Below are 24640 nucleotides of genomic sequence, written 5' to 3' on the forward strand. Positions count from 1 at the left end.
TGCCGGGTCGGCCAGCCGGCACCGAGGTCGGTCGATCCGCGTATCCACCGACCGGTTGACGCCCGTGTACCCGTTCGGCGACGCGGCGGCCGCCCACGAGCGACTGGCCCGGGGCGGTGTGCGGGGCGGCGAGGTGATCATCCCCTGATCAGGTCCGGGGCGGCGGGGGCTGGAGTGCCGCGCTGAAGCGGGCCGCGACCGTGGCGACGGCCGCCCGCAGTTCGGGGCCTTGCTCCACGGTGAAGTCGAACGGGATGATGGCCAGCCATTCCTGGGCGTACATGGCGGGGTTGCGGGTGCTGCCGACCAGGACGCACCGGTCGCCGTCCGGAGTGAGGCGGCCCATCGGCGGCCGGATCCACGGGGCGACCCGTTCCTGCGGCGCGTGGAACACGACCCGGGTGGGGTACTGCCAGCCCACGCCGAGATGCGCTTCGAGGGCGGCGACCGGATCCAGGTCGTCGGGCGGGGTGAAGCCGTGCGGCAGCTGCCGTACGGCCCGGACCCGGTCGATCCGGTAGGTGCGGACCGCGTCGGCGCGGTGCGAGTGGCACAGCAGGTACCAGCGTCGGTGCCGGACCACGACCGCCCACGGGTCGACCTCGGCGTCGTACTGCCCGCCGCTCTCGCCGCGATAGGTGATCGCGACGCGACGCCGGTCGGCGACAGCGGTGACCAGGGCGTTGGTGATGGTCGGGTCGGGGCGGGCGGAATGCCGGTCGGGGGTGGCCGAGGCGTACCCCCGCAGTGCCGCCGCCTGCCGGCCCACGCTGTCCGGCAGCGCCCGGATGACCTTGCTGAGTGCCGCGCCGATCGGGTCGTCGGGGTCAATCGCGGCCGGCTGCCCGTCGAGTACGGCCATGACCAGGCCGAGGGCCTGTTCCTGGGTGAAGACCACCGGTGGCAGCCGGGTGCCCCGGCCGAGCCGGTAGCCGCCGTACGGCCCACGGACCGATTCGACCGGGATGCCGGCCTCGCGGAGGATGCCGATGTAGCGTCGCGCGGCCCGCTCGGTCACGCCCAGCGCGGCGGCGAGCTGGTCGGCGGTGGTGCCGGGGCGTTCCCGCAGGATCTCGAGGGTCCGGACGGCGCGGGCGGTCGGGCTCGGTCCGGTGCGCACAGCGCAGACAGTACCGGAAGTAGAACGTCAGGAATCGCCGTTAGGTTGACGCCATGACTGCAGATCAGATCGTTCTTCTGGGTGGCTTGTGGCTCGACGGGTCGGCGTGGACCGACGTCGCCGCCGAGCTGGAGAAGATGGACCGGCGGCCGGTGCCGGTGACCCTGCCGGGGCAGGGCGACGGGAACACCTCGGCGACACTCGCCGACCAAGTGGCTGCGGTGCTGGCCGCTGTGGACGCAGGACCCGGCCGGTCGGTGGTGGTGGGCCACTCGGCGGCCTGCAGCCTGGCCTGGATGGCGGCCGACGCGCGACCCGAGCGGGTGGCGAAGGTCGTGCTGATCGGCGGGGTCCCGGCGGTCGACGGAGACACGTACGCCGACTTCTTCGAGGTCGACGCCGGTGTCGTGCCGTTCCCCGGCTGGGAGCCGTTCGACGGCGCGGACGCGGCCGACCTGGACGAGCAGGCCCGGCGGGACTTCGCGGCGGCGGCAGTCCCGGTCCCCGAGGGCGTGGCCAAAGGCGTCGTACGGCTGACCGACGAGCGGCGGTTCGACGTACCGGTCGTGCTGGTGTGCCCGGAGTTCACGCCGGCCCAGGCGCAGGAGATGATCACGGCCGGGCAGGTCCCCGAGCTGGCCCGGGCCAAGGACCTCGACCTGGTCGACATCGACTCCGGGCACTGGCCGATGCTCACCCGACCCGCCGAGCTCGCCCGGATCCTCACCGAGGTCTAGCCGCGGACAGCGGCGTTGGCGGGTACGGGCACTATCGTGCTGGCGTGCGCATCCGATTCGACGTCCCGGCCGATCCCGACTACCCGGGTAAGGCGGCCGCCGCGCTCAGCCGGGTGCGGCTAGCCAAGTTCGGCTACATCGGCGCGATCCTGGCGGTGACCGGGGTGGCCGCGTTCGTCGCCTCGCGGGAGTACGGCTGGGGCGAGCAGTTCTCGCTGCTGTGGATGTCGCTGGTCACCGCCGGGGTGCTGTCGATGCTGTACGGGCCGTGGGTGCGGTCGCGCGCCCGGCGCAGGTCCGGCGAGTACGCGGTCGACGGCGGCTACGACATCACCGACGACACCATCACGATGCGCAGCGGTACGGAGTTCGGCGACATCGCCTGGGACAGGGTCAGCAAGGTGCTCGACACCCCGGGCTTCTGGATCGTGTACGTGGGCCGGATGCCGGCGACGGTGATCCCCCGTGAGTTGATGTCCACGGAGGACATCGAGACGTTGCGGGACTTCATGGTCAGTCGCGGCCTGCTCCAGACCGGGTGACGGGGCCTCGGCTGTACCGCTCGACGAGTGCGGTGCCGATCGCGGCCAGCTGGTCCCGCACACCGGCCGGGCCGGTCACCTCCAGCCATTCGACCTGCCAGGCGAGCTCGCCGGCGAGCGTGTACTCGCTGTAGCCGCGGATCACCACCTCGATGCGGCCGTCGGCCGTGGGGCCACCCACCTCGAGCCGGTCGCCGAGCGCCATCCGCAGGTTGCCGACCCCGTCTGGTGCGCAGACCGCCTGGATCTCGACGGGCGTCCGCCGGCGGTCGACCTCGTCGGAGATCTCCCGCCAGCTCTCGGCAAGGTCGAAGTCCGCGGGTCGGTGCACCGGATCGTCGGTCGGGTCGACGGACGAGACGCGGTCGATCCGGAAGGTCCGTCGGCCGGTCTCGGTGGTGGCGACGAGGTACCACCACGGATCTTTGGCGACGATGCCCAGCGGGTGGACGGTCCGCTCGGTTACGGAGCCGGTCCTGTCGACGTAGCCGAGCCGCACCTGGACGCCCCGGATCACCGCGTCCTGCAGTTCGTCGAGGAAGCGCGGCGGCGGGCGGTCGATCCGGCTCGTCCCCCATCGTTGCGGGTCCACGACAATCGACGACGCTGCTGCCTGCGCCTGCGCCCGGAACGGCTCCGGCAGGGCCTGAACGAGCTTGCGCAGCGCTGCTTTCACCTCCGGTGTCGCGGCCGAGGCCGGGCCGGCGACCAGGAACAGGGCGCGGGCCTCACTCGCGGTCAACCCGGACAGATCGGTACGGGCACCGCCGACGAGGCGCCAGCCGCCGCCTCGGCCCTGCGTGGCGTAAACGGGCACCCCGGCCATGGCCAGGGCGTCGAGGTCGCGGCGGGCGGTGCGTTCGGAGACCTCCAGCTCCCGGGCGACCTCCGCCGCCGTCACCTGCTCGCGCTGCTGTAGCAGCAGGAGTACGGCCACCAGCCGGTCGGTTCGCATGCCGCCAAGATTGTCAGATAAACCGGTCATGAGGTGACCGGTTATGGTCGGCAGGATGGCGGCATGAACTTTCCCGAACCAAGTCTTGTCCCCGTCAACGGTGTGAAGCTCGAAGTCTTCGAAGCCGGCCGGCGCAACGCCGGAAAGCCGATCGTGCTCTGTCACGGCTGGCCGGAGCATGCCTTCTCGTGGCGCCACCAGATGGCTGCCCTGGCCGATGCGGGCTACCACGTCATCGCCCCGAACCAGCGCGGCTACGGCAATTCGTCGCGCCCGGCCGAGGTGACCGACTACGACATCGCGCACCTGTCGGGTGATCTCGTCGCGCTTCTCGATCACTATGGATACGACGATGCCACCTTCGTCGGCCACGACTGGGGTGCGATGGTCGTCTGGGGGCTGACCCTGCTGCATCCGAGCCGCGTCAACAAGGTGATCAACCTGAGCCTGCCGTACCAGGAGCGTGGGGAGACACCCTGGATCGAGCTGATGGAAGCCATCCTCGGCGGCGACTTCTACTTCGTCCACTTCAACCGACAGCCGGGTGTCGCGGACGCCGTCTTCGACGAGAACACCTTCCAGTTCCTGCGCAACCTGTACCGCAAGAACCTGCCGCTCAGGGAACCTCAGCCCGGCATGGCGTTCATCGACCTGGCCAGGGCGGACACACCGCTCGGTGAGCCGGTGATGAGCGACAGCGAACTGGCCGTCTTCGTCTCCGCGTTCGAGTCGACCGGGTTCACCGGCAGCATCAACTGGTACCGCAACCTCGACCGCAACTGGCACCTGCTGGCGGACGTCGACCCGATCATCCAGCAGCCCACGCTGATGATCTACGGCGACCGGGACACGATCGCGAAGTCCGACCGGCTGGCGGAGTTCGTGCCCAACGTGGACGTCGTCACCCTGGACTGCGGCCACTGGATCCAGCAGGAGAAGCCGGAAGAAACTACCCAGGCGATCCTGCAGTGGCTGGCGCAGCAGGACGGCACCGTCCGCGTCCGTTGACCCGTCGCCTGACGTGCCCGGCTAGGCTCCGGGGCCGACGCTGATCACCTCGGGGATGAGCGAACTGCCGATGACGCGACGGGGTGGCCGTTGCACGTCCTCAGGCAGGTGGCCCGGCTGCCACACGAGTACGGCACCTGGATCGGTGAGTGGCACTCCGTGCCGAACGGCGACCCTCCGCGACCGTACGCGGAGGGCACGCCGTTCGCCGGGGTTGTCGTCACGCCGGCCGATGCTGCGGGTGTCTCCCGACGCCAGGACGATCGCCGTCCCCGACAGCAGCCGGATCGCCCTGCTGGCGCTGGTCCCGCTGCACGCCGACGAGATGGCGGTCAAGATCGAACACGGTACGGACGCACTCATCGAGATCCTCGACCGTGGTGGCGTCACCGAGTTGTTGGACCCGCAGCGATCCTCGTACGCCTGACCGCTCGGGCCGACGCGATGGCCAACACCTAGCGACTAAGCGGGTGGTCGGGTCCTGACTCCGGTCAGCTGGACCACGTAGCCGACGAACCTGAGGTCCTCGGTTTCGGGCGGCCAGCCATCCGCGGAGCTGACCGCGCCAACTGCTCCGGAGTCGGGAACGGGGTGCAGGTAGTTGTCCGGCCCGTCCGGGCGAGGGGCGTACCGGCAGTGCACTGTCTGGATGGAGGCTACGGTCCCGACGGTCACCCACGCCGACGCATCGATGCCGCCGTGGTGTTCCTCGGCCGCATCGATGCGAGCGGCCAGGTCCGGGCCGAGCACCTCCGACAGCCACTCGACGTTCGGGTCCCGCAGCGTCCACGAAACTTCATCGCCGGGCTCGAACCGCTCCCCACAGCACTGCATCTGCCAGGAGTCCAGCCACACCGTCTTCTCCACGGTTGCCATTGTCGCGCCCGGTCTGCGGCGTTCGGTTCAGGCCGACTGCGCCGAACGGTAAGCGCGTACGGCGGTGGACGAGGTGGCGGCCAGCTGCGGACGGGTCGGCAACCAGACGGTCTGGATGCCGAGTCGCTCGTTCATCGCGGCAAGTTGTTGCTCGTAGTGGAGGTCCGCTGCCGTACGCACCCCACGGACGATGGCTGTGGCGCCACGGCGCAGGCAGTAGGCAGCGGTCAGGCCGGCGCAGGTGTCGACCTCGACATTGTCCCAGTCCGCTGGGAGGGCGTCGCGCACGCGTACCGCCCTGGCCGTGGCCTCGGCGGTCGGTTGCTTGTCGGCGTTCACCGCCAGCAGGACGATGATCCAATCGAACATCACCCGGGCGCGGGCCACCAGGTCGCGGTGCCCCGGGGTGAACGGGTCGAACGTACCGGGATAGACCGCCAACGAACCGCGCACCGGCACCACTGTACGTTCCGGTGCCGCCGTCTCGGCGACTCCAATCGGGAGGGTGAGCACCGGCCGTCAGTCGGCCACCGTAGCGCGCAGCCTGCTGGTTAGTCCGTCAGTGTGAGGGACGCCTACCATGGCTCGATGGCCATCCCCGGAATGCGAGCCGGCGACGGCCCGACCGACGAAGCCCGGGTCGAAGAGGTCATGCGACGGCTCTCCGGCGTGCCGGCCGGACTCGATGTTGCCGTCCAGCGGCTCAGCCGTGGCAGCGGCGTCTACGCTTGGTGGGCCGCTCCGTCGAGCTTCCCCGACCTCCCCGGGCCGCCGAATGACAGCGTCCCGTCACTACGGATGCTGTATCTCGGGAAGGCGACCAGCCTGCGGAGCCGGATCCTGCGCAACCATCTGAGGCGTTCGGGCAGCTCGACCTTGCGGCGTACGTTGGCCGGGCTTCTGGTGTCCGAGGGGTACGGGTACCGGACGATCTGGACCGATCGGGTGGTCCTGATCCCTGAGGATGAGACCCGGCTGACCGCCTGGATGCACGCGCATCTGCGCCTGACCTGGGCGGAGGTCGCGGAGCCGGAGACGGTCGAGGCCGAACTTGTCCGGCGCCTGCACCCGCCGCTCAACGTGAAGGGCGTCGAGCCCGAGCATCTCCAGGCGGCCGTGGTCGCAGCCCGGAGCTCGTACAACTCCAGCAGCCGCCCGGTCTAGCCACATCCGCCGCCGTCGACGAACTGCGGCGTCGGGGTGAGGCCCAAGCACGTCAAAATCGCCTCGGGTTCAGGTGGTCGTCGGTCCGGCCAGCCCGTGCAGCGTGAAATCGGTGAGAGTGTCGACCACGCGGTCGTCATCGGCCGGGTCCGGGGTCTTGAGCAGCGCGTGGTTGAGGGTGAGGAGCATCGCGCCGATCGCTGCCGCGACGAGCTCCGGATCGCCGGGCAGCCGGTGTCCACGTTCGGCGAGATACTCCAGATGCTCGCGGATGGTCGCGGTCTGCTCGCGCAGGTCGCGCCAGGCGCGGCCCGAGCCGGGGTCGTCGGCCACCATCGACTGGAACACCGCGACCGCCACCGGGCGGTTGTCGCGCAGCACGGTCCACCCGGCGGCGAGGTGGTCGCGCAGCTGATCGCGGTCGGTCAGGTCATGTTCGCGTGGGTGCTCCATGCCGGCGACGCGTGCGTCGACCGCCTCCTCCAGCTCGGCGAGGAGCGCCTTGAGCAGCTCCTCCTTGCTGGTGAAGTGCTCATAGAACGAACCGGTGGCGCGTCCGGCGGCGGCCGTGATGTCGGTGATCTTCGTGTTGAGGTAGCCGCGTTCGCCGAACAACTGCCGTGCGGCGTCGAGCAGCGCAACGCGGGTCTCGGCTGCCCGTGCCTTCCGTGTGCCGGCCGTGCCCTGCGCCATCCCGTCCTCCATCGCCTGTTGACCCGAGCCATCGTATCGAACATACTTTCACTGAAATCAGATTCAGTGAATCGTGGTTCAGGGAGGTCTCATGCGTACGATCGTGATCGGCGGCGGGATAGCCGGCGCCGCCACCACGCTCGCCCTGCGACTCGACGGCCACGACGTGACCGTCTACGAGGCGTACGAGGACCCGGCCGGGGACGTCGGCGGCCACCTCAGCCTCGCGGTCAACGGCCTACGTGGCCTGGAGAAGCTCGGCTGCCTGCGCGAGGTGCAGGCAGCCGGGCACGAGATCGACCGGATGCGCTTCTTCACCGAGAGTGGACGCCAGCTGGGCGACGTACCGCGTCTGCGCCGCCAGGCCGACCCGCTGCGCAGCGTGACCCTCATGCGCGGACAGCTCGTGGCCATCCTGCGGCGCGCCGCCCTCGACGCCGGCGCGCACCTCGTCACCGGCAAGCGCCTGGTGACCATGCAGGAGACGCCGGGCGGCGTGACGGCCGAGTTCGCCTCCGGCCGACGCGACACCGCAGAGCTGCTCGTCGGCGCTGACGGCATCCACTCCACCGTGCGCGGGCTGCTCGACCCCACCGCGCCGCGCGCCGAATACGCCGGGCTCTACGGGGTCGCCGGGACCGCCACGATCACAGCCACCGAGGTCGGCATCTGGAACCTCACCCTGGGGCGAAACGGCGTCTTCGTCTACAGCACCGTCGACGAGCAGACCGCATGGTGGGCGGCCCAGATCGCCGATCCGGTGCCGCCCCCGCTGCGCGGCGTCGACGAAGCGCAATGGCGACGGGTCCTGCCCGGCCTGTTCCCGGAGGCGGTGCCGTCGGCCGTCCTCGCGGCCACCACGAAGGTGCTCGCGGCCACCCACATGCACGTCTGCGACCCGATCCGGACCTGGCACAGCGACCGCGTCGTCCTGATCGGCGACGCCGCCCACCCGGTCGGTGTCGGGCAGGGCGCCTCAATGTCCATCGAGGATGCCCTGGTGATCGCGGCGGCGCTGCGGACCGCGCCGACGATTCCCGCAGCGCTCACCGCCTACGACGCGGAACGCCGCCCGCGCATCAACAGGCTGCTCAAGCACGCCGACGACGCCCGCGACGGCAAGAAGCCCGGACCCGTGAAGCGGTACGTCGACATCGCGATGATGCGCCTGTTCCTGCCGTTCTACGAGCGGACCCAGGGATACCTGTACGACTACGAGCCGACCGTCTCCGCAGCGCGCACCCGCGCGTGACACCGGAGCCACACAGCGCCGCCGGATACGCCGAAGGAACAGGACAAGGTCAGGAAAGTTGCATACGGTGAGCCCGCCCCTTCGAAACGACCGGGTACGCAGACGGCCGAGGATGCTGGGGGCACCGGGCGGCCGAGATGTCGACGGGCGAACCCTGGTGCGCCACAGGCGACCTGACCTGCGCCGGTCTGGTCCTACGGTTCAACGTTGGTGACCTTGTCGTCGGCGCGCTCGGCGACGAATGGGTCCTCGCCGCCGGCCAGATACCCGCAGCCATCACACCGTGCTGGACCATGCGCCCCTTCATCAGCGGCGCGGCTGGGTGACGGCCACCTGTGGAGGGCTACGAGACCAGCTCGGTGAGTTCTGCGGCGAGGCGGCGCATGTCCTCGCCGGCGTCGAGGCTCACCACGACGGATGCCTCCCACGCTCCCGGCTCGTAGCCCCGGGTGAAGTGCTCGCCGACATGGGGGCGCAGGGCGAGCAGGTGCCGCAGCCGTTCGCTGACCGCAGCTACTCAGGCAAGTTCAACCTCCGCGTCGGAGAGAGCCTGCACCGCGAACTCGCTATCCGCGCCGCTGAGGACGGCATGAGCCTCAACCAGTACGTCTTGCGAAAGCTCAACGCTGCCTGAACATAGAGCTACAGGCGACCAAGCCGCACCGGCATCCCGCCGCTGGTGGCGTGATCGGGGTGGCCCCTCGTCAACTGGCTCGAGGCCTACTCCACATCGCAGGTCGTCAGATCGGGTCCAGTCGCCTCAATAGACGCCGTGCCGGCACTCCTGCCCTTCCGACTCGCTTCAACGGGGGCGTGGTGCCGCCGTTGAAGCTCATCGCGTTCAATGTCCGGGATCATCATCGACTCCGCGAGCACGGCGGCAAGCATGTCGACCTGGGTGCTGTCGATGTCGGCGTGGAAGAGCCACCGGATGTTCTCATCGCGGGTGATGAGGTCGACCGCCAAGCGCCCACTCTTGTCCTGCAGCGTCGGTACTCGGACGTATCGCACCCGGTCCACCGGGACGTCCTCACGGATCTCGCCTTGCTCGAGGAACGCGTTCGTCATGGCCGTGATGATGCGACGATCCGTGACGGCGACCAGTGTCTTTGCCGCCGCCTTGTCCCTCGCTACCGCAAACCTGTCCTTTGCCCCGCTGAAGATCGCCGAGATCGAGCCGAGACCGTCGAGCTGGTCGGAAAGGCCGAGGACACGTAGGGTCTCATCGTCCTCCAGGAACCACCGCAGAATGCGGAGGTACGGCTCGATATCTAGCGATTTCGGTGCGCAGACGACGCCCGGAGCCTCAAGCGGAGGGGCTGGCGGATGCAGAGCATCGGCAAGCGGCTCGATCGCCTTGAGAAGGCGGGCGGAGGTCTGGCGGGCTGCGATCGAGTCCTTCCGTTTCCCCGGTAGCGGCAGCGTGTCGCGGCCGGGGAGCTCGGCGAGGATTCGTAGCTCCCGCGTCAGCGAGTCGACGAGACTCGTCGTCTCGGCGAGAGCGGAGTCAAGCTCCGTACGGGTGTCGCGGACGATGACGTCGACGAGCCGCGCCTCGTCAGCGTCATCGCGGCCGGCTGCCCTCGCCTTGCCGACACGCAGCGCCTGATACCCGGTCCACGCCTTGACGGAGGACAGGAGGGCATAGGCGTCGAAGACGATCGCCTCCGCGTTCGTCTGGAGATACTCACGGCCGCGACGTACCTCGGTCCGAGCGATCTGCGCCACGTGGCCGCGGACATTCCCTCGGTACAGTTCAAGCTGCTTGCGCAGTGAGGCTTCGCTGCCCGCGACGCTGTCCCACAAGGACGGTGGGACCGATTCGATCTCTCGTGCGTGGTCAACTGCGCGTTCGACGGTGGCGACGAGCCCGGTCAGCTCGGCCCACTGCTCGTTGCGAATGGCGGTGAGCACCTGACTTGTCAGCGCGATGTTGGTCCTGACGAGGCCCGTGATCTCGCTCAACTGCATCTGAAGGGCGACCATGGCCAGCGCCGGCCCGACCGCCGCCGCGATCTGCGCCGCGCTCGCCGCAGTCACAGGGATGAAGCGGGCCTGAGCAACGATGCGACCAGGGGTCATCACCGCTCCGAGGTTAGCGCCATCCTTGACGGCAAGTGTTGCACCGGCCCTCAGCAGTGCCTGGGTCTCGCCGCTGACCCGGTAAAGCCCCTGCGCGCTGGCAAATGCGTTCCTGAGGTTTCCGGCCACGGCCGCTGTGCTTCCGATCGAGGCCAGAACGGTCGAGATCTGCTCGCGGTCAGCGGCCGACACAAGGCCAAAGTCGATCAGGGCGGGTCTGAGCTCCGCTGGGACCTCACCGAAGACGACAGCAGCTCCGGGGAACACCTCAGCCAGGACCATCGGTGTCGTCGTCGAGTCGATGGCCGTGTCGGCTGTCGGATCGTCCACCGCAGATGAGTCGACGGAGCTGCTCCCGGCGCCGTGTCCGGGCTCGGCGGTCTCCATCGAGTCCGATGGGTCCTGCATGCGTTCTCCTCCTGCAAGGGGACTCACTGGCAGCCGCCGTCGGCGTTCGAGGCCGGAGTGAACGGTTTGACGCCTGCGGCGCAGTAGAAGCCCGCATTCAGTAGCTGCGCGAACGTCAGAATTCAACCGCGCCACGACGGGAGCGCGACGCTGGCCACTGTAGTCCTGCCGGCCAAGCCACGCCATCCCGCATTCCGCCCAGAAGTCGACTTGCACAATTCCACAAAATCACCCACAACTCCGCTGAACGGGCCAGGTGAGAAGCACCTCGCTGTGCCATCCATCGCCGCCGGCTACGTACTCCTGCGCAACTCGGCTCAGGATAGGAGCGGCACTCCGTCAAGGAGCTCGGTTGCTCATGGTCGCGATACTTGGACCATGGACGCGGTAGGCGTACGGCCGGGTAGCAGCCTGGTGGGGACTCTGGCCAGCGCCTACCGGCGGACGGTCCGCGGCGGGCAGCTGGTGGTGAGCTCGGCCGAGGTGCTGCGCCGGGGTGTGATCCGAGTTTCTGAGCTGCGCCACTTCCCGCCGCCGTGGTCACGGGACTGGCGACAGGGGCCGGAACCGGTCGACGATGAGCCGCCGCCGCATCGCTCGCGTCTGTTCCCCGAGTTCGATCAGCAGGTGGAGTTGTTCGCCGAGGGTGCGCTGCGGGAGGCGACCCACGACGGCGGTCCCGGCGAGGCGGTGTTCTCCGGGCTGGTCCGGCACGCCGTCTACGAGGCTGTACACGAGGCGAGCCGCCTCCACGGGGTGCCCGCCGGGGTCCGCCATCTCCTGGCGGCGATGTACGCCGTACCAGGTAATGCCGCCGCCCGGCTCGCCGAGCAGATGTGGGTGCCCGGCCACGGTGATGATCGCCTGTTGGGCCGGCAGTCGCCCCGGTACCGCGCTGGCGACTCTCCACCGAACTGGGCCCCGGGGATGCTCAAGGCGCTGGGCGTTCTTCCAACGACGATGCCTGCCGTGCCACGGGTTCTCTGGAATGCCGTCGTGACTACCGGCGGATACTTCCTGCTGCGCCGCCCGTTCCGTCGGCACGGCACCCGTTACGGACATGTCATTCCGACCATCGTGGAGCGGGAGGCCGCCCTGCAGGCGATCCGGCTCGGCCGCACGCGCACCGGCACCGTCGAGGTGTTGTTGAGCATCCTGGACCTGCACGAGCAGCTACACGCTGCCGGCGTGGACCTGCCGGAGCCGGTCGCCCAGCACAACACAGCCGGTCAGATCCTGCGTACACAGGGAGTCACCTTGCTCGCCGCGACCGTCGCCGCTGCCCGCTCGCCGGACACGCCGCAGGCCGTTGCCGAGCCGGCTGCGGTGGGGTCGCCGCCACGACCGACGGCCAGTCGAACCGCACCGCCGCTGGATCCCGATGCCGAATCCGCACTCCGTACAGCGAGCATGGCCGCACGGGAGTCCGGTCACCCGTTCGCCGGCACGACACACCTGCTGGCGGGCATCCTGCGGGACCGCGACGGCCCAGCCGCTCGACTACTGCGCAGCCTCGGTGCCGACCCCGAGGCCATCCTCGAACAGACATCCGTACGGCCAGATTGACGAACCGAGCAGGACACTGTTCCCGTTGCGGAGGCGTGGGCTACCCGTTCTCTTGGCTGAGCTGGAGACAGGAACGGCTTCCGGGGACAGCCAGGGTCACAGAAACCTGACGCCGGCTCTCGTGATGTGCGCCGCGAGAACCCTGTGTCCTCCATCGTCGCGCCAAGCTTCGGCGCGCCCAATCTCTCGCAGCAGTTCGTCACCTGCCACAAGGGTGCCGTGATCCCATTCGGCTGGCCAGCCGTCGAATCTGCGCACCTCGACGAGGCCTCGGGCCACCAACGAGACCAGGCCCGGCCCGAGGATTTCAGCTAACCAACTCGCTGACTCGGCCTCGTCCCAGCCGAGTTCCCACAGGGGAAGCGGCGAATCCTCCAGGGGGCAGAGGACCAGCTCTTCTGCGCGGTCCAGACCTTTGTCACCGTCCATCGAGTCCCTCCTCGGTGAGATCCGGTGCTCCCCACGCTTGAGCTGGATCAACCGCGATCCACTCATACCGACGGGGCGTACTGGCTCCAGTGCGCAGCAACTCTTCGACGCGCTCGGAGATGTCGTCGTGCCCGCTCCGACCGGCCGCACGGGCAGCAAGCGTCCGCTGGCCAGACGGGCCAAGCTCTGCCGAGGAGCGCAACGCCACACGGACGTCGGCGACGGCCAGGCCCGGTAGATCCTCCACGAGGTCAGCCTCGCTCACTTCCTCAGCGACCATTCCAACGGTATGGCAGCACCGTATCCGGCCGACCGGCAGCTCCACCGGATCGACGCCACCCTTCGGCGTGCAGCAGTAGGCTGCTCGAGTGGCCGTACGAGTGGATGCTCGGATTGCCGGCGTGATCCTGGTCGATCCGGCAGGTCGGTTGTTGTTGCAGCTCCGTGACGGCAATACCAGCGTCGACCCGTACCGCTGGTGCTTGCCGGGCGGGAACGTCGATCCGGGTGAGGATCCGCTGACGGCCGCTCACCGGGAGCTGATCGAGGAAACCGGCCTCACGGTGCAGGAGCTGCGCCTGTTCTGGCGGGGCCTCGCCCCGTCGGCGAAGTTCCCCGGCGCGGTCGGCGAGTTCTCGATCTTCTACGCGCCAACCGACGCCACGGACGAGGATGTGGTCTGCGGGGAGGGTGCCGCGATGCGGTTCGTGGCCGGCACCGACGTGCGCACCTTGGAGTTCGGACGGGCGTACGGCGAGATCGTCCCGCGGTTCCTGGACTCTCCGCTGTACCGCGAGCTGATCACCGCAGGTTGACCGATGGCAGGCGGCCGGGTGGATCGCTGCCACGGCTGGGCCGTCCGTCAGGAGGCGCGTGTTGCGTGGGGCGGCGCGAGGAGATCGTCGATTGCCTCGCAGAATTCCCCAAAGCTGTCAATCCGGTCGAGCTTCCCCAGGTAGCGGCGAAACGCCTGGCTGAAGTGGTCAGCAAGCTGGTCGATCTCCTCGACCGCCTCGGTAGCCTTCACCGTGAGCGTGCTGGTGAAGCCGAGATCGTGAGCCACCGTCAAGTCCACGAAGATGTCACCGGGTTGGAGGATGTCCGCCAGGTCTGGGCGGTCATCCTGGTTGAGGGCTGCGGCCAGCAGCTCGGCCCGGTCTGGGTCGGAGAGCGCGAAGAGCGTGACTTCCGAGCTGGCATCGCCCGCGACAGCCAGGTGCAGGTTGAGGAGATCGTCGAAGCTGTCGAGCGTGAACAAACCAGCAAACCCAGCGTGGTCGCGTTCCCACTGATCCGGCGGTGGCCGCATTGGGACGCAGGCTCGGCCAGGGACGAACCCGACGTCGGCCGCAGGCCACTCGGAGGACTCAGAGTCGACCTCGTACTCCCAGCGAACCAGCTGCACCGCTTCCCGGTCGATGCCGAGGAGCTGCGCTGCTTGATCCCGGTAGTAGGCGGGTATGGCGTACCGACTCCGGCCTGCGGTGAGCGCCCACGCGAACGCCCGCCAGACCGCGAGCGCCTCCCCGTCGTTGTTGTTGATCGCGTACCGACGCCACGGGTTCCGGTACGGCTCCTCGGGATAGTCCTGCTCCCACAAGCCGGTCCACGCCGGGCCAGGCAGCTCCGCCTCGGTCGGACGAGCGACGTAGACGTGCAGCCCATCTCGATGCTCGTGGTCGAACCTCAGGAACCGCTCCCGGTCAGCCATGGCGCCAGGATGTCAAACTCCTGCCGCCGAGCGTCGAGCCCGCTTGTCAAGGGGATGTGGTGGGGATGGTCAGTGGCGGCGGCGGTGGGCGGCGCCGTTGAGGCGGTGGCGGGCAATGGTGAACAGTTCGGCGATCTCGGCCGGCAACCGGGCTGCGGTCTCCCGGTGCAGATGCCGGCGGGCCGACGCCGGCAGGCCGGTGAGCACGAAGTCGTCCAGCCCGGTCACCAGACACAGCCCGCCCAGCCGCGCTTCAAACGCCGGCAACGGCTCGCGGCGCTGTAGGCGTACGGTCAGACGGGCCCAGGCCCAGGCGGCCCGGTTCATGTCCGCCGGCACATGGACCACGGCGGTGGTCAGCAGCCGGCGGCGTACCGTCCGGGGCCGGACCACGCCCGCCGCGGTCAGCCGCCGCGCGACCTGGCCGTGGGCCCGCGGCGCCAGCAACGCCAACCACGTCCCCACCCGCCGGTGCCTCGGCTCCGCGTCCAGCCAGCGCAGGACCCAGCCGCCGAGCGCGTCCACCGGTACGTGCCGAGCGGCTAGCCACAACCGGCCATCGTGCACCCGCACCGCGCCCGCGTCCACCAGGTCGGCCAGCAGGGCGGCGGCCAGACCGTACCCGAGCGGCCCGGCCGGCAGACGCGGCCGACCCGTCACATCATCATGCGCCAACAGGAAGAACTCGTCCGCCAGCAGCGGCGACCGGCCCCGTACCGCCGCAGCCGGCACCGGCACCCCACCACCGGAAGCTACAGCGGCGGCGGGCGTGGTGGCCTGGGTGCGGTAGACCGTCATGCCGGCTCCCGCCGCCGCGCCCAGGCGATGAACCGCGCGTACGTCTGCGCAGGGGTCAGGCCGGGCAGGTCACGGGCGGCTTCGGCGGCAAGCTCGGCGACGTACATGCAGCGGCCGATCCGGTCGAAGCTCGCCATCAGCTCCGCGCGGGCCGGCTCGCACGGCCACGGCCGGCGGCAGGCCCGGCACCGCCACGACGGACGCCACGCCACATGCCCGACCCGGCCCACCACGGCCACCACCCGCGCGGTCACCGCCCGGCCCGCCGCCGGGACCGGCCGGGCCACACCCAGGTCCGCCGCAGGGTCACGGTCCGCGCCGGCTGCGGCGCCCACCGACGCCCGGCCGCCTCGACCTGCGCGGGCAGCAGCCCGCCGGTCGGACATGCCGGGCAGGTCAGGGTACGGCCGCAGCCGGGACACCAGCGGTGCCGATGCCGACACAAACTGAACCCGACCACCGCGCCGACCAGCACCGCGATGGTGGCGGCGAGCACCACATCCAGCATCAACGAACCCCTCTCCCTGCATCGTCCACAGTGTTCAGCCGACCGTCCGGGCCTGGAACTGCTGCGACTGCCAGTCCCGCAACGCCTGCTTGATCCGCACGTTCTCGTCCCGGGTGGCCGCCAACTCGGCCCGCACGGCCGTCAACTCGTCGGCGACCAGGTACAGGAAGGCGCGTACCTCGGTCGGGTCGCAACCGCGCCGGGTGCGGACCGGGAACCGCCGGTCGCGGACCAGCCCGGGGCTGATCGACGGCCGCACCACACTGGCGCCGTAGTAGAGGTGGGTGCCGGCGTTGGCACCGTGCCGGGCCGGCGGACGCGACCCGCCGCCAGCAGCAGCGGCGGGAGGCCGGGCGGGCGGCCGGGTCTGGTTGGCGAGGCTGGCGAGCAGCCGGGCCTGCCGCCGGGTACGCCGGGGGAACAGGACAAGGTCGAGAAGTCTGCGCACGGGTGGGACCGCCCTTTCGAAGGTCACGGGATCGCCGCTACATCGCGGTTCGGTGGGGAAGCCTGGGATGGGCGGCCCGACCCCGAACGGAGGGCGCGGAGGTCGGGCCACCCGCCCTGCACACGCAGCCACAAACGGCGGTACGCCCACGGGGCCGCTGGTACGGGCGTCCGGCGGCTCACGTTCCGCCGAACGCCGGAGGTCGGGATTCCTTCTGGGTTACGTGCAGTGGCCGACGGTGCCGCTGCACCGGTCGGCCGGGGCGTCGATGGGGTTCGCCGAGGTAGCGCCGACCGTCGAAGCAGCAGCTGAGCGCCGCTCCACGGGATCGACGCCACCCCGGCAGGTCTCCCGCAAGACCGAGCTGGGGCACGATTTCGGCATGCCCGCACGTCAGTTCGAGCCGCACTACCGGCGCATCATGGCCGACATCCGGCAGCGCATCCTCCGGCACGACCGGGACCTCGTCGTCGGGCAACCGGGGCGGCACGCACCGCGTCCAGCATCACAACCCCTTTCCTGGTACGTCCACTGTGTTGGCCGGTGGGCCTGGGCTTTCGCGGGGCCTGCCGCCGCCGGTCACGGGGGCTTCCGGCGGCGGCAGGCCGCGTCGGGGTCCGGCAACGTCAGCGGTACGGCGTCTGTGCCGAACCCCGCACACACCGTGGCCGATGACTGACCGGCGGCGGTAGGCGTCCCGGCCGGGACGGGGCGACGCTCCCGCACTACTGGAAGGGATGCTTCCCGTTGCGGGAACCATCCCCTGCCTCCCCTCTTGACAATTCCTCGTTGGCGTATTCCCTGGCAGGGTCAGGAATTGCTCGACGCAGATGGTTGAAGGCGGCATTCACCAGGTGGGATACTGTCCAAAATCGATTACCGCCACAGGCAGTTCGCCGCATCACGCATCAGATCGTGCGCCACACTTCGGGGGTGTCATGCAGAACCATCCGCTCACCGCAGCACGCGAACGCCTGGGCCTGACCCGCCGGCAACTCGCCGAGGCAGTCAACAAGATCCTCTACCCCGACCCCGGACAAGCAGCCCACAGTGCCTTCACCGCCAACTACCTGGGCAAACTCGAAAACGGCAAGATCCGCTACCCCGCCGACGACTACCGCACCGCCCTGCGCATCGCCCTCAACGCCGACACCGACGACGAACTCGGATTCCGCAACCCACGCGCGGTAGTACGGCAGGATGCTGCTGTTGTCGAATCGGAGATCAGCGCCGTCTCCGGCAACAGGAGAGTTGTGCCCGCTGCCCGTAGCGTCGGTAGTGCCGAAGGGCTGGTCGAGCAGCCCTCGGTCATCCTGGCCCGGATTCGCGAGAACAACGACGCGAGCGTCAACCACGCCTTGCTGGACACTCTGGATCTCTACGTTTCGGATGTCGTCGCACGCTATGAGGAGGAAGGGCCGCTCACGCTGGCCGCCGACGTGGTGCGGCAACGACGCTGGGTGCAGAGCCTCATCCCGCTCCGGATGCAGCCCCGGTACAGCGCACGGCTGCTCGCCATCGCTGGGCAGCTCTCCGGGCTGCTCAGCTACATGTCGGTCAATCTCGGCCGGTTCAGCTCGGCGCGGGCCTACGGCATCGAGGCGTTCCAGCTCGCCGACTACACGGAGGACCGGGAACTCAAGGCATGGGTACGGGGCACGCAGAGCTTCGCCGAGTTCTACGACGGCCAGTACCGCAAGGCGCTCGCCTACGCCGTGGACGGCCGCCGGTTCGCCGGCCGCGGACCACAGGCCGTACGCCTCGCCGTCAACGGCGAGGCACGAGCGCACGCGAAGCTCGGCCAGAAGCAGGAGGCAGAACAGGCAATCGGCACCGCCTACGAGGTGCTTCCGGACCTGTCACCCGAGCCCGGCATGAGTTCGTGTGTCTCGTTCGGCCTCTACAGCGAGGCACGGGTGGCATCGAACGCGGCGACGGCGTACCTGGCGCTGGGACGCACCGAGCAGGTTCTCCACCTAGCAGGCCACGCGGTCACGATCGTCGACACGTCACCTTCCGTGTGGAGCCAGGCCCTGGTCCGGCTGGACCTGGCGACCGCACTGGCAGGCGGGGACAGACCCGACGTCGAACAGGCCACCGACGTCGCCCGCCAAGCCATGCGAGCCTGTCAGGACAACCAGATCGAGTCGATACGTCAGCGCACCCGCGACCTCGCCACGATGGTCAGGGAGAAGTTCGACGGACCCTGCGCCGAGTCGTTCGTTGACGAGGTGCACACGTGGCTCGGCGAAGGCCGAGGGAACCGATGACGGCCCAGCCCGAAGCGCCGGCCCACGACCGCGAACGCCCCTGGGCCGACCAGGAGTGGGCGCAGTTCCAACAGGTCCAACGGATGGTCAACCACTGGGACCGCCCGGGGTGGACGCCTGGCCGGCGCTCCTACCACTGGATGGTGATGCTCGGGCACGTCCCGGCGCTTGCCGACCTCGCGACCCGCTGCCAGGAGCAGCTGCGCGACCTACCCAATATCGACCTGGTCCCGACAACGAGCCTGCACATCACGATGCAGCGACTCGCCTTCACCGACGAAGTTTCACCCGACGTGGCCGCAGCAGTGGTCAACGACGTACGTAGACGCTGCGCCGATCTCCCCGCGATCCCTGTCGAGATCGGCCCGCTTGCCGGGTCGCCCGGAGCAGTCCGCTTCAGTGTCGGTCCACCTGAGCCGGTCAGCAGGCTCCGTGATCTCATCCGAGAGTCCATCGCCAAGGTACGCGGCCCGACAGCCCTACCCGAACGGGCAAGCAGGTTCGTCCCACACGTCAGCATCGCGTACCACAACACCCCAGCCGACGCGCGGCCCCTTGTCCAGCGGGTAGCCAGCCTTCGACGCCTCAGTCCGGTCGCGACAGTCATCCGATCGATCGACCTAGTCGAGTTGTACCGCAGCGGCCACCGCTATATCGCATCCAAGCAGGCTGAAGTCCCGTTCCAGTAGTTACGTAGAGGCCTGATCCCGAAGCCACGGCGACAAGCCGACTGTATCGCCAGAGATACCAAGCGTGTCACACTCATAGCGTCTACGTACGCGCAGGAGGCCCATTGGCAACCATCCACCATATTGCCGACAGACAGGACAGCGCAGCAGCCCTGCGCCTGCTCAAGGCCGTCGCCGTGGCTCACTTCTACAACCAGCGCGCGCAGGCACTGAGCTTCGGCGTCTCCATCACTTTGGCCGTTGCCGGCCTGCTTACAGGGCTGGACTCACGGTATAGCGCCGCAGTCGCCCTCGCCGGCGCGCTCTGGGCTGCGGTCTACGCAGGAGTTGTGAGGCCCTGGGCTGAGCGGCATCTACGGATCGCCGCGACGATCCAGGAGATGTTTGACACCGATCTGCTGAGTTTGCCATGGAACCAAGTTGCGGTTGGGAATCGCATCAGCCAAGAAGAGGTGAGCCGAATCAGCCGGCGCTTCCGTGGCAGCGAGGATCGCTTGCGGAGCTACTACCTCGTAGCACGCGCCCGAGCCCCCTACGTCGTACTCTTCTGCTTGGAACAAAACCTGGCCTGGGGATCCCGGATCCGGCTCCGCTTCGCCCAGATGATGCTCAGCGCGTTAGCGCTTTGGTCTGCAGCAGGCATACTCTTTACACTCGCAACCGGCGCAACGGTGAGCGGGCTGGTCGTCGGGTGGTTCGTACCCTCACTCGGTCTGCTACTGCTATGCCTTGAGATGTATCGCACACAGATGGCGAGTACAAGAGAGCGCCTGCGCGTACTCGGGCTGGTGCGCCAGGTCATCGACGAGCCTTCGTCTCCGGCGATCGACACACCCGCTGCGGTCAAATTCTTTGCCCGACAGGTGCAAGATGCGCTCTATCACATGCGGCGGCTCCAGCCACGCCTGCCAGAGTGGTACTTCCGGCGCTACCACGATCAGGACAAGTTCGATTTTCAGGTCAAGATGCAGGAACTGGAAGCGCGGTTTCCCCAGGCATGACAATACTGCAGGAACTGACCTACGCATTCAAAGACCAAGCCGTGGCGTCTGAGATCATAGAATCACTACTGGATAACGGCCTTGAGATCGACGCCGGGAGCGTTGAGGTCGTCCCTCGCGGCTACACCGGAGCCCGGCTAGCAAAAGCTATTCTGGTCAACGCCAACGGAAGTCCCGATCCACGATGGTGTGTCATGAAATACTGCCCACCGGCACCGGATGACCATCAGCGAGAAAGTCGGCGGCACCACTCGGCCCTACAGGATTCACCTAAGATTTTCCGCGAGCGACACCTCACCGAGGTTGCATTTCCTGTAATTCGATGCCCACAAAACGCCTTCGTTATTGGCCAATCACTCGCTGACGGAATCCCTTTAGGAAGGGTGGAGCTTGACCAACTCTCGGAGGCCTGCGAGGTGGTATGGAGGGAGATTCTTGAAGGCTGGTCTGGTCGCGATTACAACCACAGTCAATCGACGGTGGCCACGCTACTCGAGTCTGAACTAGGCGGGAGCTTCAAGGCGGGAGGCTGGCTTCGCGAATGGGCGCTACAACACGACTTGCTTGTCCCCGCTTTTCTGGAACTGCCGGGCGAGAGTGAGCCGCTGCCGAACCCGTGGCGGCTTTTCTCCGAGGACTCACCCGCAACTCAGGCTCGAGTCCACTATCTCGTCGGCCGAACACACGGTGACCTTCACGGGGACAACATCCTCGTACCCCTGCATGACAAGACTGTCCGACCGGCTGACTTCCGGTTGATTGACTTAACTACCTACGAGGCACGGGCTCCGCTCAGCCGGGACCTCGCTGCCCTCCTGATCTCGCTTTGCTGGCGCGAGATCGGCGTCTCCTCCCCTCGCACCCGCCAAGCGTTCCTAACCTACCTCGAAAGAGACCACGGCGACTCCCGCCTCCACGACGAAATGCCGGGGAATTTACGGAAGATAATCGATGCACTGCGCAAGCCGACACTTGACTTTGTCGTTGAAAAAGGCTGGAATCCGGAGCATTGGCACCGTCAGCTGAAGGTATCCCTCCTTGCGCAGGCGATGCTACACAGCGCGTACACGTCCGGACCGCCATCCGCCCGCCGCTGGTGCTCGCGGCTCGCAAGCCGGCTCACCCGAGTACTACTCGGTCCGGGAGACCCGCAGGCTCACCCTTCTATGCCCTTCGACGCGGGCATAAGCCTCAAAGCAGCTGAAACGACTGCGGCGCAGACGGCGAGACACTCGACACGGGGCAAGTCCGTCTTCGTCAACAGGTCGGGGCAACGGAGCCGCCTTCGCGCGGCTCTAGAGGATGACGTCACCTCGGTCATCGTGGTCAGCGGCCCAGCTGGGATTGGCAAGACCGCGTTGGTGCGTGAGGTGCTCACCGAACTGGGCTGGGCAGATCCGGAGAATGAGGGCTCACCGCTACGCTGGCACGACGCCACCCCATACGGTGACCTAGGGGTGCCCACTCTAGTTAAGGACATCGAGCCACCAGGATTGGACCAGATAGCAGGTCCTACCGCGCGAGCACGCCTCGAGATTGCAATGGACGGTCTCAGCAGTGCAGTTGGTGTCCGCCCGGTAATCGTGTTGGATTCTGCGGAGAATCTACTTAAGGAGGGTAACGTCCTCCGCGATTCCGAGCTTGACCTTGCACTGGAGTCCATTCATGGCCGACTCTACCCACTCGTCAAGGTTGTATTTATAACGCAGTACGTGCCCGAGGTAACGACAAACGTGGCGTGGACGGAGACGGCGTGCCGGATCAGCCTGGAAGGGTTAGAACCACCATCATTGGGTGAGTACTTCGCCGCCCTTGATCCGAACAATAGGTACGGCTTAGTTTCGCTACCGGACAACGATCTACGACGGATCCATGGTCGCCTCGCCGGAAACCCACGATTCGCCGAACTTCTCCATGCAATCCTCAGCATCGATCCGCCAGGTTTAGATGCCCGCGAGGTCGGACCATGGCTGGCCTCAGTACCAGCAGGCGAGGTGCACCAGCGCTTGGTGCGCCGATTCGTCGATCACCTTCCGGCCGAGCAGCAGCGGGCTGCAGAGGCTCTGGCCGCGCTCGGCATCCCGGTTACCATCGACGCTGTCATCAGGGTCATTGCGCAGTACGTACCCGCAGCAAAGATCGAAAATGCGCTGCAGGCGCTCGTGTCGGCCCGCCTCGTCTTGGAGCGACGAGACGGCCGCAGGTATCTAAGGAAGTCTGAGATTGGAGCGATTATCGGGCGCCTAGACCGAGGCGACCACTACCCGCATAAGGGAGAGTCCCCAACCCAACTCGGCCTCCTGCTCAAAGCAGCCAAGGTCCTCCAGTCCATGCAGAAGGACGACGACGATGTACACAGTATGGCCGATCTGGAGATGCGCTTCGCACGGGTCGACGTATGGCTCCGGGCAGGCATGCACGGAGCGGCGCTCAGCCTTATCGAATCCATGCACGAACTGGTGCAATTTTGGGGAAGCGGCAGCGGCACCGAATTGAGCACCCAGCGAGAGGCGGTACGTGGTCGCCTTGGTGATGACAGGGAGGGCGAGATGATGAATGTCGCCGCGCTGGGCGACATTTACTCCTACAGGAATGACTTCCCCGCTGCTCGGGCCGCCTACGCGGTCGCTATCACAATCGCCAAGGAGAACCAGGATCGCCAAGCGTTGCGCCGAATCTATATCGGCATGGGCCAGATGTTTTGGGAACACGACTATCTCACGGAAGCCGAGGAGCACTACGGACGAGCGCTAGGTCTGGCCGACGAGGACGACGACGATGACGGCGACCGAGCCGCCGCGCTGACTGGTCTAGCGGACTGCCGGCAGCGCCAGGGCAATTATCGCCGTGCGGTTACGGACGCACTCGAAGCTTACGTTGCTGCAGGAAAAGCCGAACCAAGAGTAGCGCTAGACGCAGCATTTCGATTGACGCGCTGGTATGCCGAGCTCAACCAGATTCCGGACGCACTGACGATGCTAGCTAGGTGTGAGGAGCTTATTTCCACTTATCCTGATCCTGCAGCGCGAGCGGAACTTCTAATTACGACGGCGGACCTGCACCTATACCAAGATCGGTACGTCGAGGCTCGATTGGCAGCAGAGCAAGCCGTCGACGTTGCACGCATCCACCGACAGCCGATCAACCTACGGCGGTCGCTTGCTACCCTCGCCCTCACCTTGGTACACCTCGACGATCTTGCTGGCGCCAGGAAGGCGATCGAGGAATCCAGTCGATACCGTGTGGCTGGCCAGGAAACTGTGGAGCTTGCACTGCGGGGAATAATCGCACACCGCAGCGGTCTCCCAGCCACCGCAAGGGATCTCTTTCAGCAATTGCGCGACGAAACAAAAAGGCGCGTCGAAACCGACAGTAGCGATCTTGCTGCATGGGATTTCAGCGGGATTGCTCAGTGCTACCTGGTCCTCATTGGCGACGCTGAACCAGGCAAAGCGCTGGAGGCGTTCCGCCAGGCACGGCCGGACCCGGCGGAGCGAACGCCCGGGTTGGATGACCGATTGAGATTTATGGTCGAGATCCTGGCCGATGGCAATCCTCGCCTTGGGCCTGTCCTCACGGGGCTGGCGTGCACGCGGCCGCGCCGCGCAGGTTAGCTAGTCGTCGAACCAACCCTCTTCGTGCGCAAGCACGATTGCCTCGAGTCGGGTTCTGACGCCGATCTGGTGGTACAGCGCTTGGAGCAGCCGATACATCGCGCGCTCTGAGTAGCCTGCGTCTGAAGCCAGTCGAGCTACGGTCCGGCCACCGGATAGCTGTCGCAACCAGGCGACCTGATTCGGGGAGGGAGCCGGACGGCGCGGCGGCCGATCGTCCATGCCTGCCACCAGCAGGTCGGCCACATCTGCCGGCATGACGACCTCGCCATCGAGGGTCGCAGCGACCGCCCGCTGCAACGCCGGCACGGTTGCCGCTCGTGCCACTACCGACCGGGCGCCAGCCCGCACCGCCCGTGCGCCTAGCGAGGGAACGTCATCAGAGGGCAGCGCAACGACCAACGGTCGGGGCCGCATGCGGCACAGCTCGGTCAGCCGGTCCAGGTCCTCGGCAGAGTGCAGAGTGAGCAGCACCATCCCGCCCGGCCGTTCGCGCAACCAGGCCACGGCATCGACAGGTTCCTCAACGAGGTGCCCTGCACTCGACAACGCCGCGGCGACTCCACACCGGAATACCGGCAAGGGGTCAAGGACCGCGAGATGGACGGTCACCGTGACCGCACACCTCCCTTATCGGCCGGCGGCTACCAGCCGCAGCGGTGGCCAAAGACCAAGAACTGGGCAGCACCCTGCCACCCGAGGGTCATGACTACGCACGATCAGTCATAGAGCTGCAACCCTACGCGTCCCTAGTGTCGAGTCATCCGAC

General features: G+C 67.7%; 26 protein-coding genes and 1 pseudogene. 14 read left to right on the forward strand and 13 right to left on the reverse strand.

Annotation, left to right across the window (positions count from 1 at the left end; translation table 11 throughout):
- Positions 1 to 148: 148 nt before the first annotated feature.
- Positions 149 to 1069, reverse strand: coding sequence for a helix-turn-helix transcriptional regulator (locus tag ACN27J_RS14685; protein WP_421372234.1), 921 nt, complete (start codon positions 1067 to 1069; stop codon positions 149 to 151).
- A gap of 104 nt (positions 1070 to 1173) precedes the next feature.
- On the opposite strand from ACN27J_RS14685, the gene ACN27J_RS14690 reads away from it, so the two are divergent.
- Both ACN27J_RS14690 and ACN27J_RS14695 read left to right on the forward strand, forming a co-directional pair.
- Positions 1174 to 1857, forward strand: coding sequence for an alpha/beta fold hydrolase (locus ACN27J_RS14690; protein WP_421366808.1), 684 nt, complete (start codon positions 1174 to 1176; stop codon positions 1855 to 1857).
- A gap of 44 nt (positions 1858 to 1901) precedes the next feature.
- The gene (locus ACN27J_RS14695) at positions 1902 to 2399 is read left to right on the forward strand and encodes a YcxB family protein (RefSeq protein ID WP_421366810.1); all 498 of its coding nucleotides are present in this window, start codon (positions 1902 to 1904) and stop codon (positions 2397 to 2399) included.
- Here ACN27J_RS14695 and ACN27J_RS14700 read toward each other — a convergent pair.
- On the reverse strand, positions 2371 to 3354 hold the full coding sequence (locus ACN27J_RS14700; RefSeq protein ID WP_421366812.1) for a helix-turn-helix transcriptional regulator: 984 nt from the start codon (positions 3352 to 3354) through the stop codon (positions 2371 to 2373). The genes ACN27J_RS14695 and ACN27J_RS14700 overlap by 29 nt on opposite strands.
- A gap of 63 nt (positions 3355 to 3417) precedes the next feature.
- Between ACN27J_RS14700 and ACN27J_RS14705 the strand changes: the two genes are divergently transcribed.
- From ACN27J_RS14705 to ACN27J_RS14715, 3 genes and pseudogenes are all read left to right on the forward strand, one after another.
- Positions 3418 to 4362 (forward strand): alpha/beta fold hydrolase, encoded by a 945-nt coding sequence (locus ACN27J_RS14705; RefSeq protein ID WP_421366813.1) that lies wholly within the window; start codon positions 3418 to 3420, stop codon positions 4360 to 4362.
- Positions 4363 to 4470: 108 nt separating this feature from the next.
- Positions 4471 to 4533, forward strand: a pseudogene (locus tag ACN27J_RS14710) (suppressor of fused domain protein); the annotation flags it as partial.
- 70 nt (positions 4534 to 4603) lie between these two features.
- Entirely contained in the window at positions 4604 to 4789 is a 186-nt protein-coding gene (locus ACN27J_RS14715; protein ID WP_421366814.1) for a suppressor of fused domain protein, read from the forward strand.
- 35 nt (positions 4790 to 4824) lie between these two features.
- Here ACN27J_RS14715 and ACN27J_RS14720 read toward each other — a convergent pair whose 3' ends face one another.
- Both ACN27J_RS14720 and coaD read right to left on the reverse strand, forming a co-directional pair.
- The gene (locus ACN27J_RS14720) at positions 4825 to 5229 is read right to left on the reverse strand and encodes a DUF6578 domain-containing protein (RefSeq protein WP_421366815.1); all 405 of its coding nucleotides are present in this window, start codon (positions 5227 to 5229) and stop codon (positions 4825 to 4827) included.
- A gap of 36 nt (positions 5230 to 5265) precedes the next feature.
- Complete coding sequence (gene coaD / locus ACN27J_RS14725) at positions 5266 to 5691, reverse strand: pantetheine-phosphate adenylyltransferase (protein ID WP_421366817.1); 426 nt, start codon at positions 5689 to 5691, stop codon at positions 5266 to 5268.
- A gap of 135 nt (positions 5692 to 5826) precedes the next feature.
- Between coaD and ACN27J_RS14730 the strand changes: the two genes are divergently transcribed.
- Positions 5827 to 6402 (forward strand): GIY-YIG nuclease family protein, encoded by a 576-nt coding sequence (locus tag ACN27J_RS14730; protein WP_421366818.1) that lies wholly within the window; start codon positions 5827 to 5829, stop codon positions 6400 to 6402.
- A gap of 69 nt (positions 6403 to 6471) precedes the next feature.
- On the opposite strand, the gene ACN27J_RS14735 is transcribed toward ACN27J_RS14730, so the two are convergent.
- The gene (locus tag ACN27J_RS14735; protein WP_421366819.1) at positions 6472 to 7095 is read right to left on the reverse strand and encodes a TetR/AcrR family transcriptional regulator; all 624 of its coding nucleotides are present in this window, start codon (positions 7093 to 7095) and stop codon (positions 6472 to 6474) included.
- Between the two features lie 91 nt (positions 7096 to 7186).
- On the opposite strand from ACN27J_RS14735, the gene ACN27J_RS14740 reads away from it, so the two are divergent.
- Positions 7187 to 8347, forward strand: a complete 1161-nt coding sequence (locus ACN27J_RS14740) for an FAD-dependent oxidoreductase (RefSeq protein ID WP_421366820.1) — start codon at positions 7187 to 7189, stop codon at positions 8345 to 8347.
- 283 nt (positions 8348 to 8630) lie between these two features.
- Positions 8631 to 8981, forward strand: coding sequence for a toxin-antitoxin system HicB family antitoxin (locus ACN27J_RS14745; protein WP_421366821.1), 351 nt, complete (start codon positions 8631 to 8633; stop codon positions 8979 to 8981).
- Between the two features lie 86 nt (positions 8982 to 9067).
- On the opposite strand, the gene ACN27J_RS14750 is transcribed toward ACN27J_RS14745, so the two are convergent.
- Positions 9068 to 10837, reverse strand: a complete 1770-nt coding sequence (locus ACN27J_RS14750; protein ID WP_421366823.1) for a hypothetical protein — start codon at positions 10835 to 10837, stop codon at positions 9068 to 9070.
- A gap of 378 nt (positions 10838 to 11215) precedes the next feature.
- Between ACN27J_RS14750 and ACN27J_RS14755 the strand changes: the two genes are divergently transcribed.
- Positions 11216 to 12403, forward strand: a complete 1188-nt coding sequence (locus tag ACN27J_RS14755; RefSeq protein ID WP_421366824.1) for a Clp protease N-terminal domain-containing protein — start codon at positions 11216 to 11218, stop codon at positions 12401 to 12403.
- A gap of 96 nt (positions 12404 to 12499) precedes the next feature.
- On the opposite strand, the gene ACN27J_RS14760 is transcribed toward ACN27J_RS14755, so the two are convergent.
- The gene (locus ACN27J_RS14760; RefSeq protein ID WP_421366825.1) at positions 12500 to 12832 is read right to left on the reverse strand and encodes a hypothetical protein; all 333 of its coding nucleotides are present in this window, start codon (positions 12830 to 12832) and stop codon (positions 12500 to 12502) included.
- 380 nt (positions 12833 to 13212) lie between these two features.
- Here ACN27J_RS14760 and ACN27J_RS14765 point away from each other — a divergent pair, with 380 nt between their 5' ends.
- The gene (locus ACN27J_RS14765; protein WP_421372236.1) at positions 13213 to 13647 is read left to right on the forward strand and encodes an NUDIX domain-containing protein; all 435 of its coding nucleotides are present in this window, start codon (positions 13213 to 13215) and stop codon (positions 13645 to 13647) included.
- 47 nt (positions 13648 to 13694) lie between these two features.
- Here the strand turns inward: ACN27J_RS14765 and ACN27J_RS14770 are convergent, their stop codons facing one another.
- From ACN27J_RS14770 to ACN27J_RS14790, 5 genes are all read right to left on the reverse strand, one after another.
- Positions 13695 to 14543, reverse strand: coding sequence for a hypothetical protein (locus ACN27J_RS14770; RefSeq protein WP_421366827.1), 849 nt, complete (start codon positions 14541 to 14543; stop codon positions 13695 to 13697).
- Between the two features lie 69 nt (positions 14544 to 14612).
- A complete protein-coding gene (locus tag ACN27J_RS14775; RefSeq protein ID WP_421366828.1) occupies positions 14613 to 15341 on the reverse strand; it encodes a GOLPH3/VPS74 family protein in 729 nt (242 codons plus the stop codon).
- Positions 15338 to 15628, reverse strand: a complete 291-nt coding sequence (locus tag ACN27J_RS14780) for a flavin reductase (RefSeq protein ID WP_421366829.1) — start codon at positions 15626 to 15628, stop codon at positions 15338 to 15340. The genes ACN27J_RS14775 and ACN27J_RS14780 overlap by 4 nt, the downstream gene beginning before the upstream one ends.
- Complete coding sequence (locus ACN27J_RS14785; protein ID WP_421366830.1) at positions 15592 to 15849, reverse strand: hypothetical protein; 258 nt, start codon at positions 15847 to 15849, stop codon at positions 15592 to 15594. Before ACN27J_RS14785 ends, ACN27J_RS14780 begins: the two co-directional genes overlap by 37 nt.
- A gap of 34 nt (positions 15850 to 15883) precedes the next feature.
- Positions 15884 to 16297 carry a DivIVA domain-containing protein gene (locus ACN27J_RS14790; protein ID WP_421366832.1) on the reverse strand — a complete coding sequence of 138 codons (414 nt, stop codon included), beginning with the start codon at positions 16295 to 16297 and terminating at the stop codon, positions 15884 to 15886.
- A gap of 938 nt (positions 16298 to 17235) precedes the next feature.
- Here ACN27J_RS14790 and ACN27J_RS14795 point away from each other — a divergent pair.
- The 4 genes from ACN27J_RS14795 (at position 17236) to ACN27J_RS14810 (ending at position 23871) form a co-directional block, all read left to right on the forward strand.
- The gene (locus ACN27J_RS14795) at positions 17236 to 18567 is read left to right on the forward strand and encodes a hypothetical protein (RefSeq protein WP_421366833.1); all 1332 of its coding nucleotides are present in this window, start codon (positions 17236 to 17238) and stop codon (positions 18565 to 18567) included.
- Between the two features lie 140 nt (positions 18568 to 18707).
- The gene (locus ACN27J_RS14800) at positions 18708 to 19256 is read left to right on the forward strand and encodes a 2'-5' RNA ligase family protein (RefSeq protein WP_421366834.1); all 549 of its coding nucleotides are present in this window, start codon (positions 18708 to 18710) and stop codon (positions 19254 to 19256) included.
- Between the two features lie 104 nt (positions 19257 to 19360).
- Positions 19361 to 20257, forward strand: a complete 897-nt coding sequence (locus ACN27J_RS14805; RefSeq protein ID WP_421366836.1) for an S-4TM family putative pore-forming effector — start codon at positions 19361 to 19363, stop codon at positions 20255 to 20257.
- The gene (locus ACN27J_RS14810; RefSeq protein ID WP_421366837.1) at positions 20254 to 23871 is read left to right on the forward strand and encodes a hypothetical protein; all 3618 of its coding nucleotides are present in this window, start codon (positions 20254 to 20256) and stop codon (positions 23869 to 23871) included. Before ACN27J_RS14805 ends, ACN27J_RS14810 begins: the two co-directional genes overlap by 4 nt.
- Here the strand turns inward: ACN27J_RS14810 and ACN27J_RS14815 are convergent, their stop codons facing one another.
- Positions 23872 to 24483, reverse strand: a complete 612-nt coding sequence (locus ACN27J_RS14815) for a DNA-binding response regulator (RefSeq protein WP_421366838.1) — start codon at positions 24481 to 24483, stop codon at positions 23872 to 23874.
- Positions 24484 to 24640: the final 157 nt, after the last annotated feature.

This window comes from Solwaraspora sp. WMMB762 (assembly GCF_049179115.1).
Classification (GTDB): domain Bacteria; phylum Actinomycetota; class Actinomycetes; order Mycobacteriales; family Micromonosporaceae; genus Micromonospora_E.

What these genes read in the sequence shown, in the direction of transcription:
- ACN27J_RS14730 (WP_421366818.1), top strand. Translation starts at nt 5,827, where the DNA reads ATGGCCATCCCCGGAATGCGAGCCGGCGACGGCCCGACCGACGAAGCC.
- ACN27J_RS14810 (WP_421366837.1), top strand. Translation starts at nt 20,254, where the DNA reads ATGACAATACTGCAGGAACTGACCTACGCATTCAAAGACCAAGCCGTG.
- ACN27J_RS14705 (WP_421366813.1), top strand. Translation starts at nt 3,418, where the DNA reads ATGAACTTTCCCGAACCAAGTCTTGTCCCCGTCAACGGTGTGAAGCTC.
- ACN27J_RS14800 (WP_421366834.1), top strand. Translation starts at nt 18,708, where the DNA reads ATGGTGATGCTCGGGCACGTCCCGGCGCTTGCCGACCTCGCGACCCGC.
- ACN27J_RS14740 (WP_421366820.1), top strand. Translation starts at nt 7,187, where the DNA reads ATGCGTACGATCGTGATCGGCGGCGGGATAGCCGGCGCCGCCACCACG.
- ACN27J_RS14700 (WP_421366812.1), bottom strand. Translation starts at nt 3,354, where the DNA reads ATGCGAACCGACCGGCTGGTGGCCGTACTCCTGCTGCTACAGCAGCGC.
- ACN27J_RS14750 (WP_421366823.1), bottom strand. Translation starts at nt 10,837, where the DNA reads ATGCAGGACCCATCGGACTCGATGGAGACCGCCGAGCCCGGACACGGC.
- ACN27J_RS14690 (WP_421366808.1), top strand. Translation starts at nt 1,174, where the DNA reads ATGACTGCAGATCAGATCGTTCTTCTGGGTGGCTTGTGGCTCGACGGG.
- ACN27J_RS14795 (WP_421366833.1), top strand. Translation starts at nt 17,236, where the DNA reads ATGCAGAACCATCCGCTCACCGCAGCACGCGAACGCCTGGGCCTGACC.
- ACN27J_RS14785 (WP_421366830.1), bottom strand. Translation starts at nt 15,849, where the DNA reads ATGCTGGATGTGGTGCTCGCCGCCACCATCGCGGTGCTGGTCGGCGCG.
- ACN27J_RS14755 (WP_421366824.1), top strand. Translation starts at nt 11,216, where the DNA reads ATGGACGCGGTAGGCGTACGGCCGGGTAGCAGCCTGGTGGGGACTCTG.
- ACN27J_RS14760 (WP_421366825.1), bottom strand. Translation starts at nt 12,832, where the DNA reads ATGGACGGTGACAAAGGTCTGGACCGCGCAGAAGAGCTGGTCCTCTGC.
- ACN27J_RS14735 (WP_421366819.1), bottom strand. Translation starts at nt 7,095, where the DNA reads ATGGCGCAGGGCACGGCCGGCACACGGAAGGCACGGGCAGCCGAGACC.
- ACN27J_RS14770 (WP_421366827.1), bottom strand. Translation starts at nt 14,543, where the DNA reads ATGGCTGACCGGGAGCGGTTCCTGAGGTTCGACCACGAGCATCGAGAT.
- ACN27J_RS14775 (WP_421366828.1), bottom strand. Translation starts at nt 15,341, where the DNA reads ATGACGGTCTACCGCACCCAGGCCACCACGCCCGCCGCCGCTGTAGCT.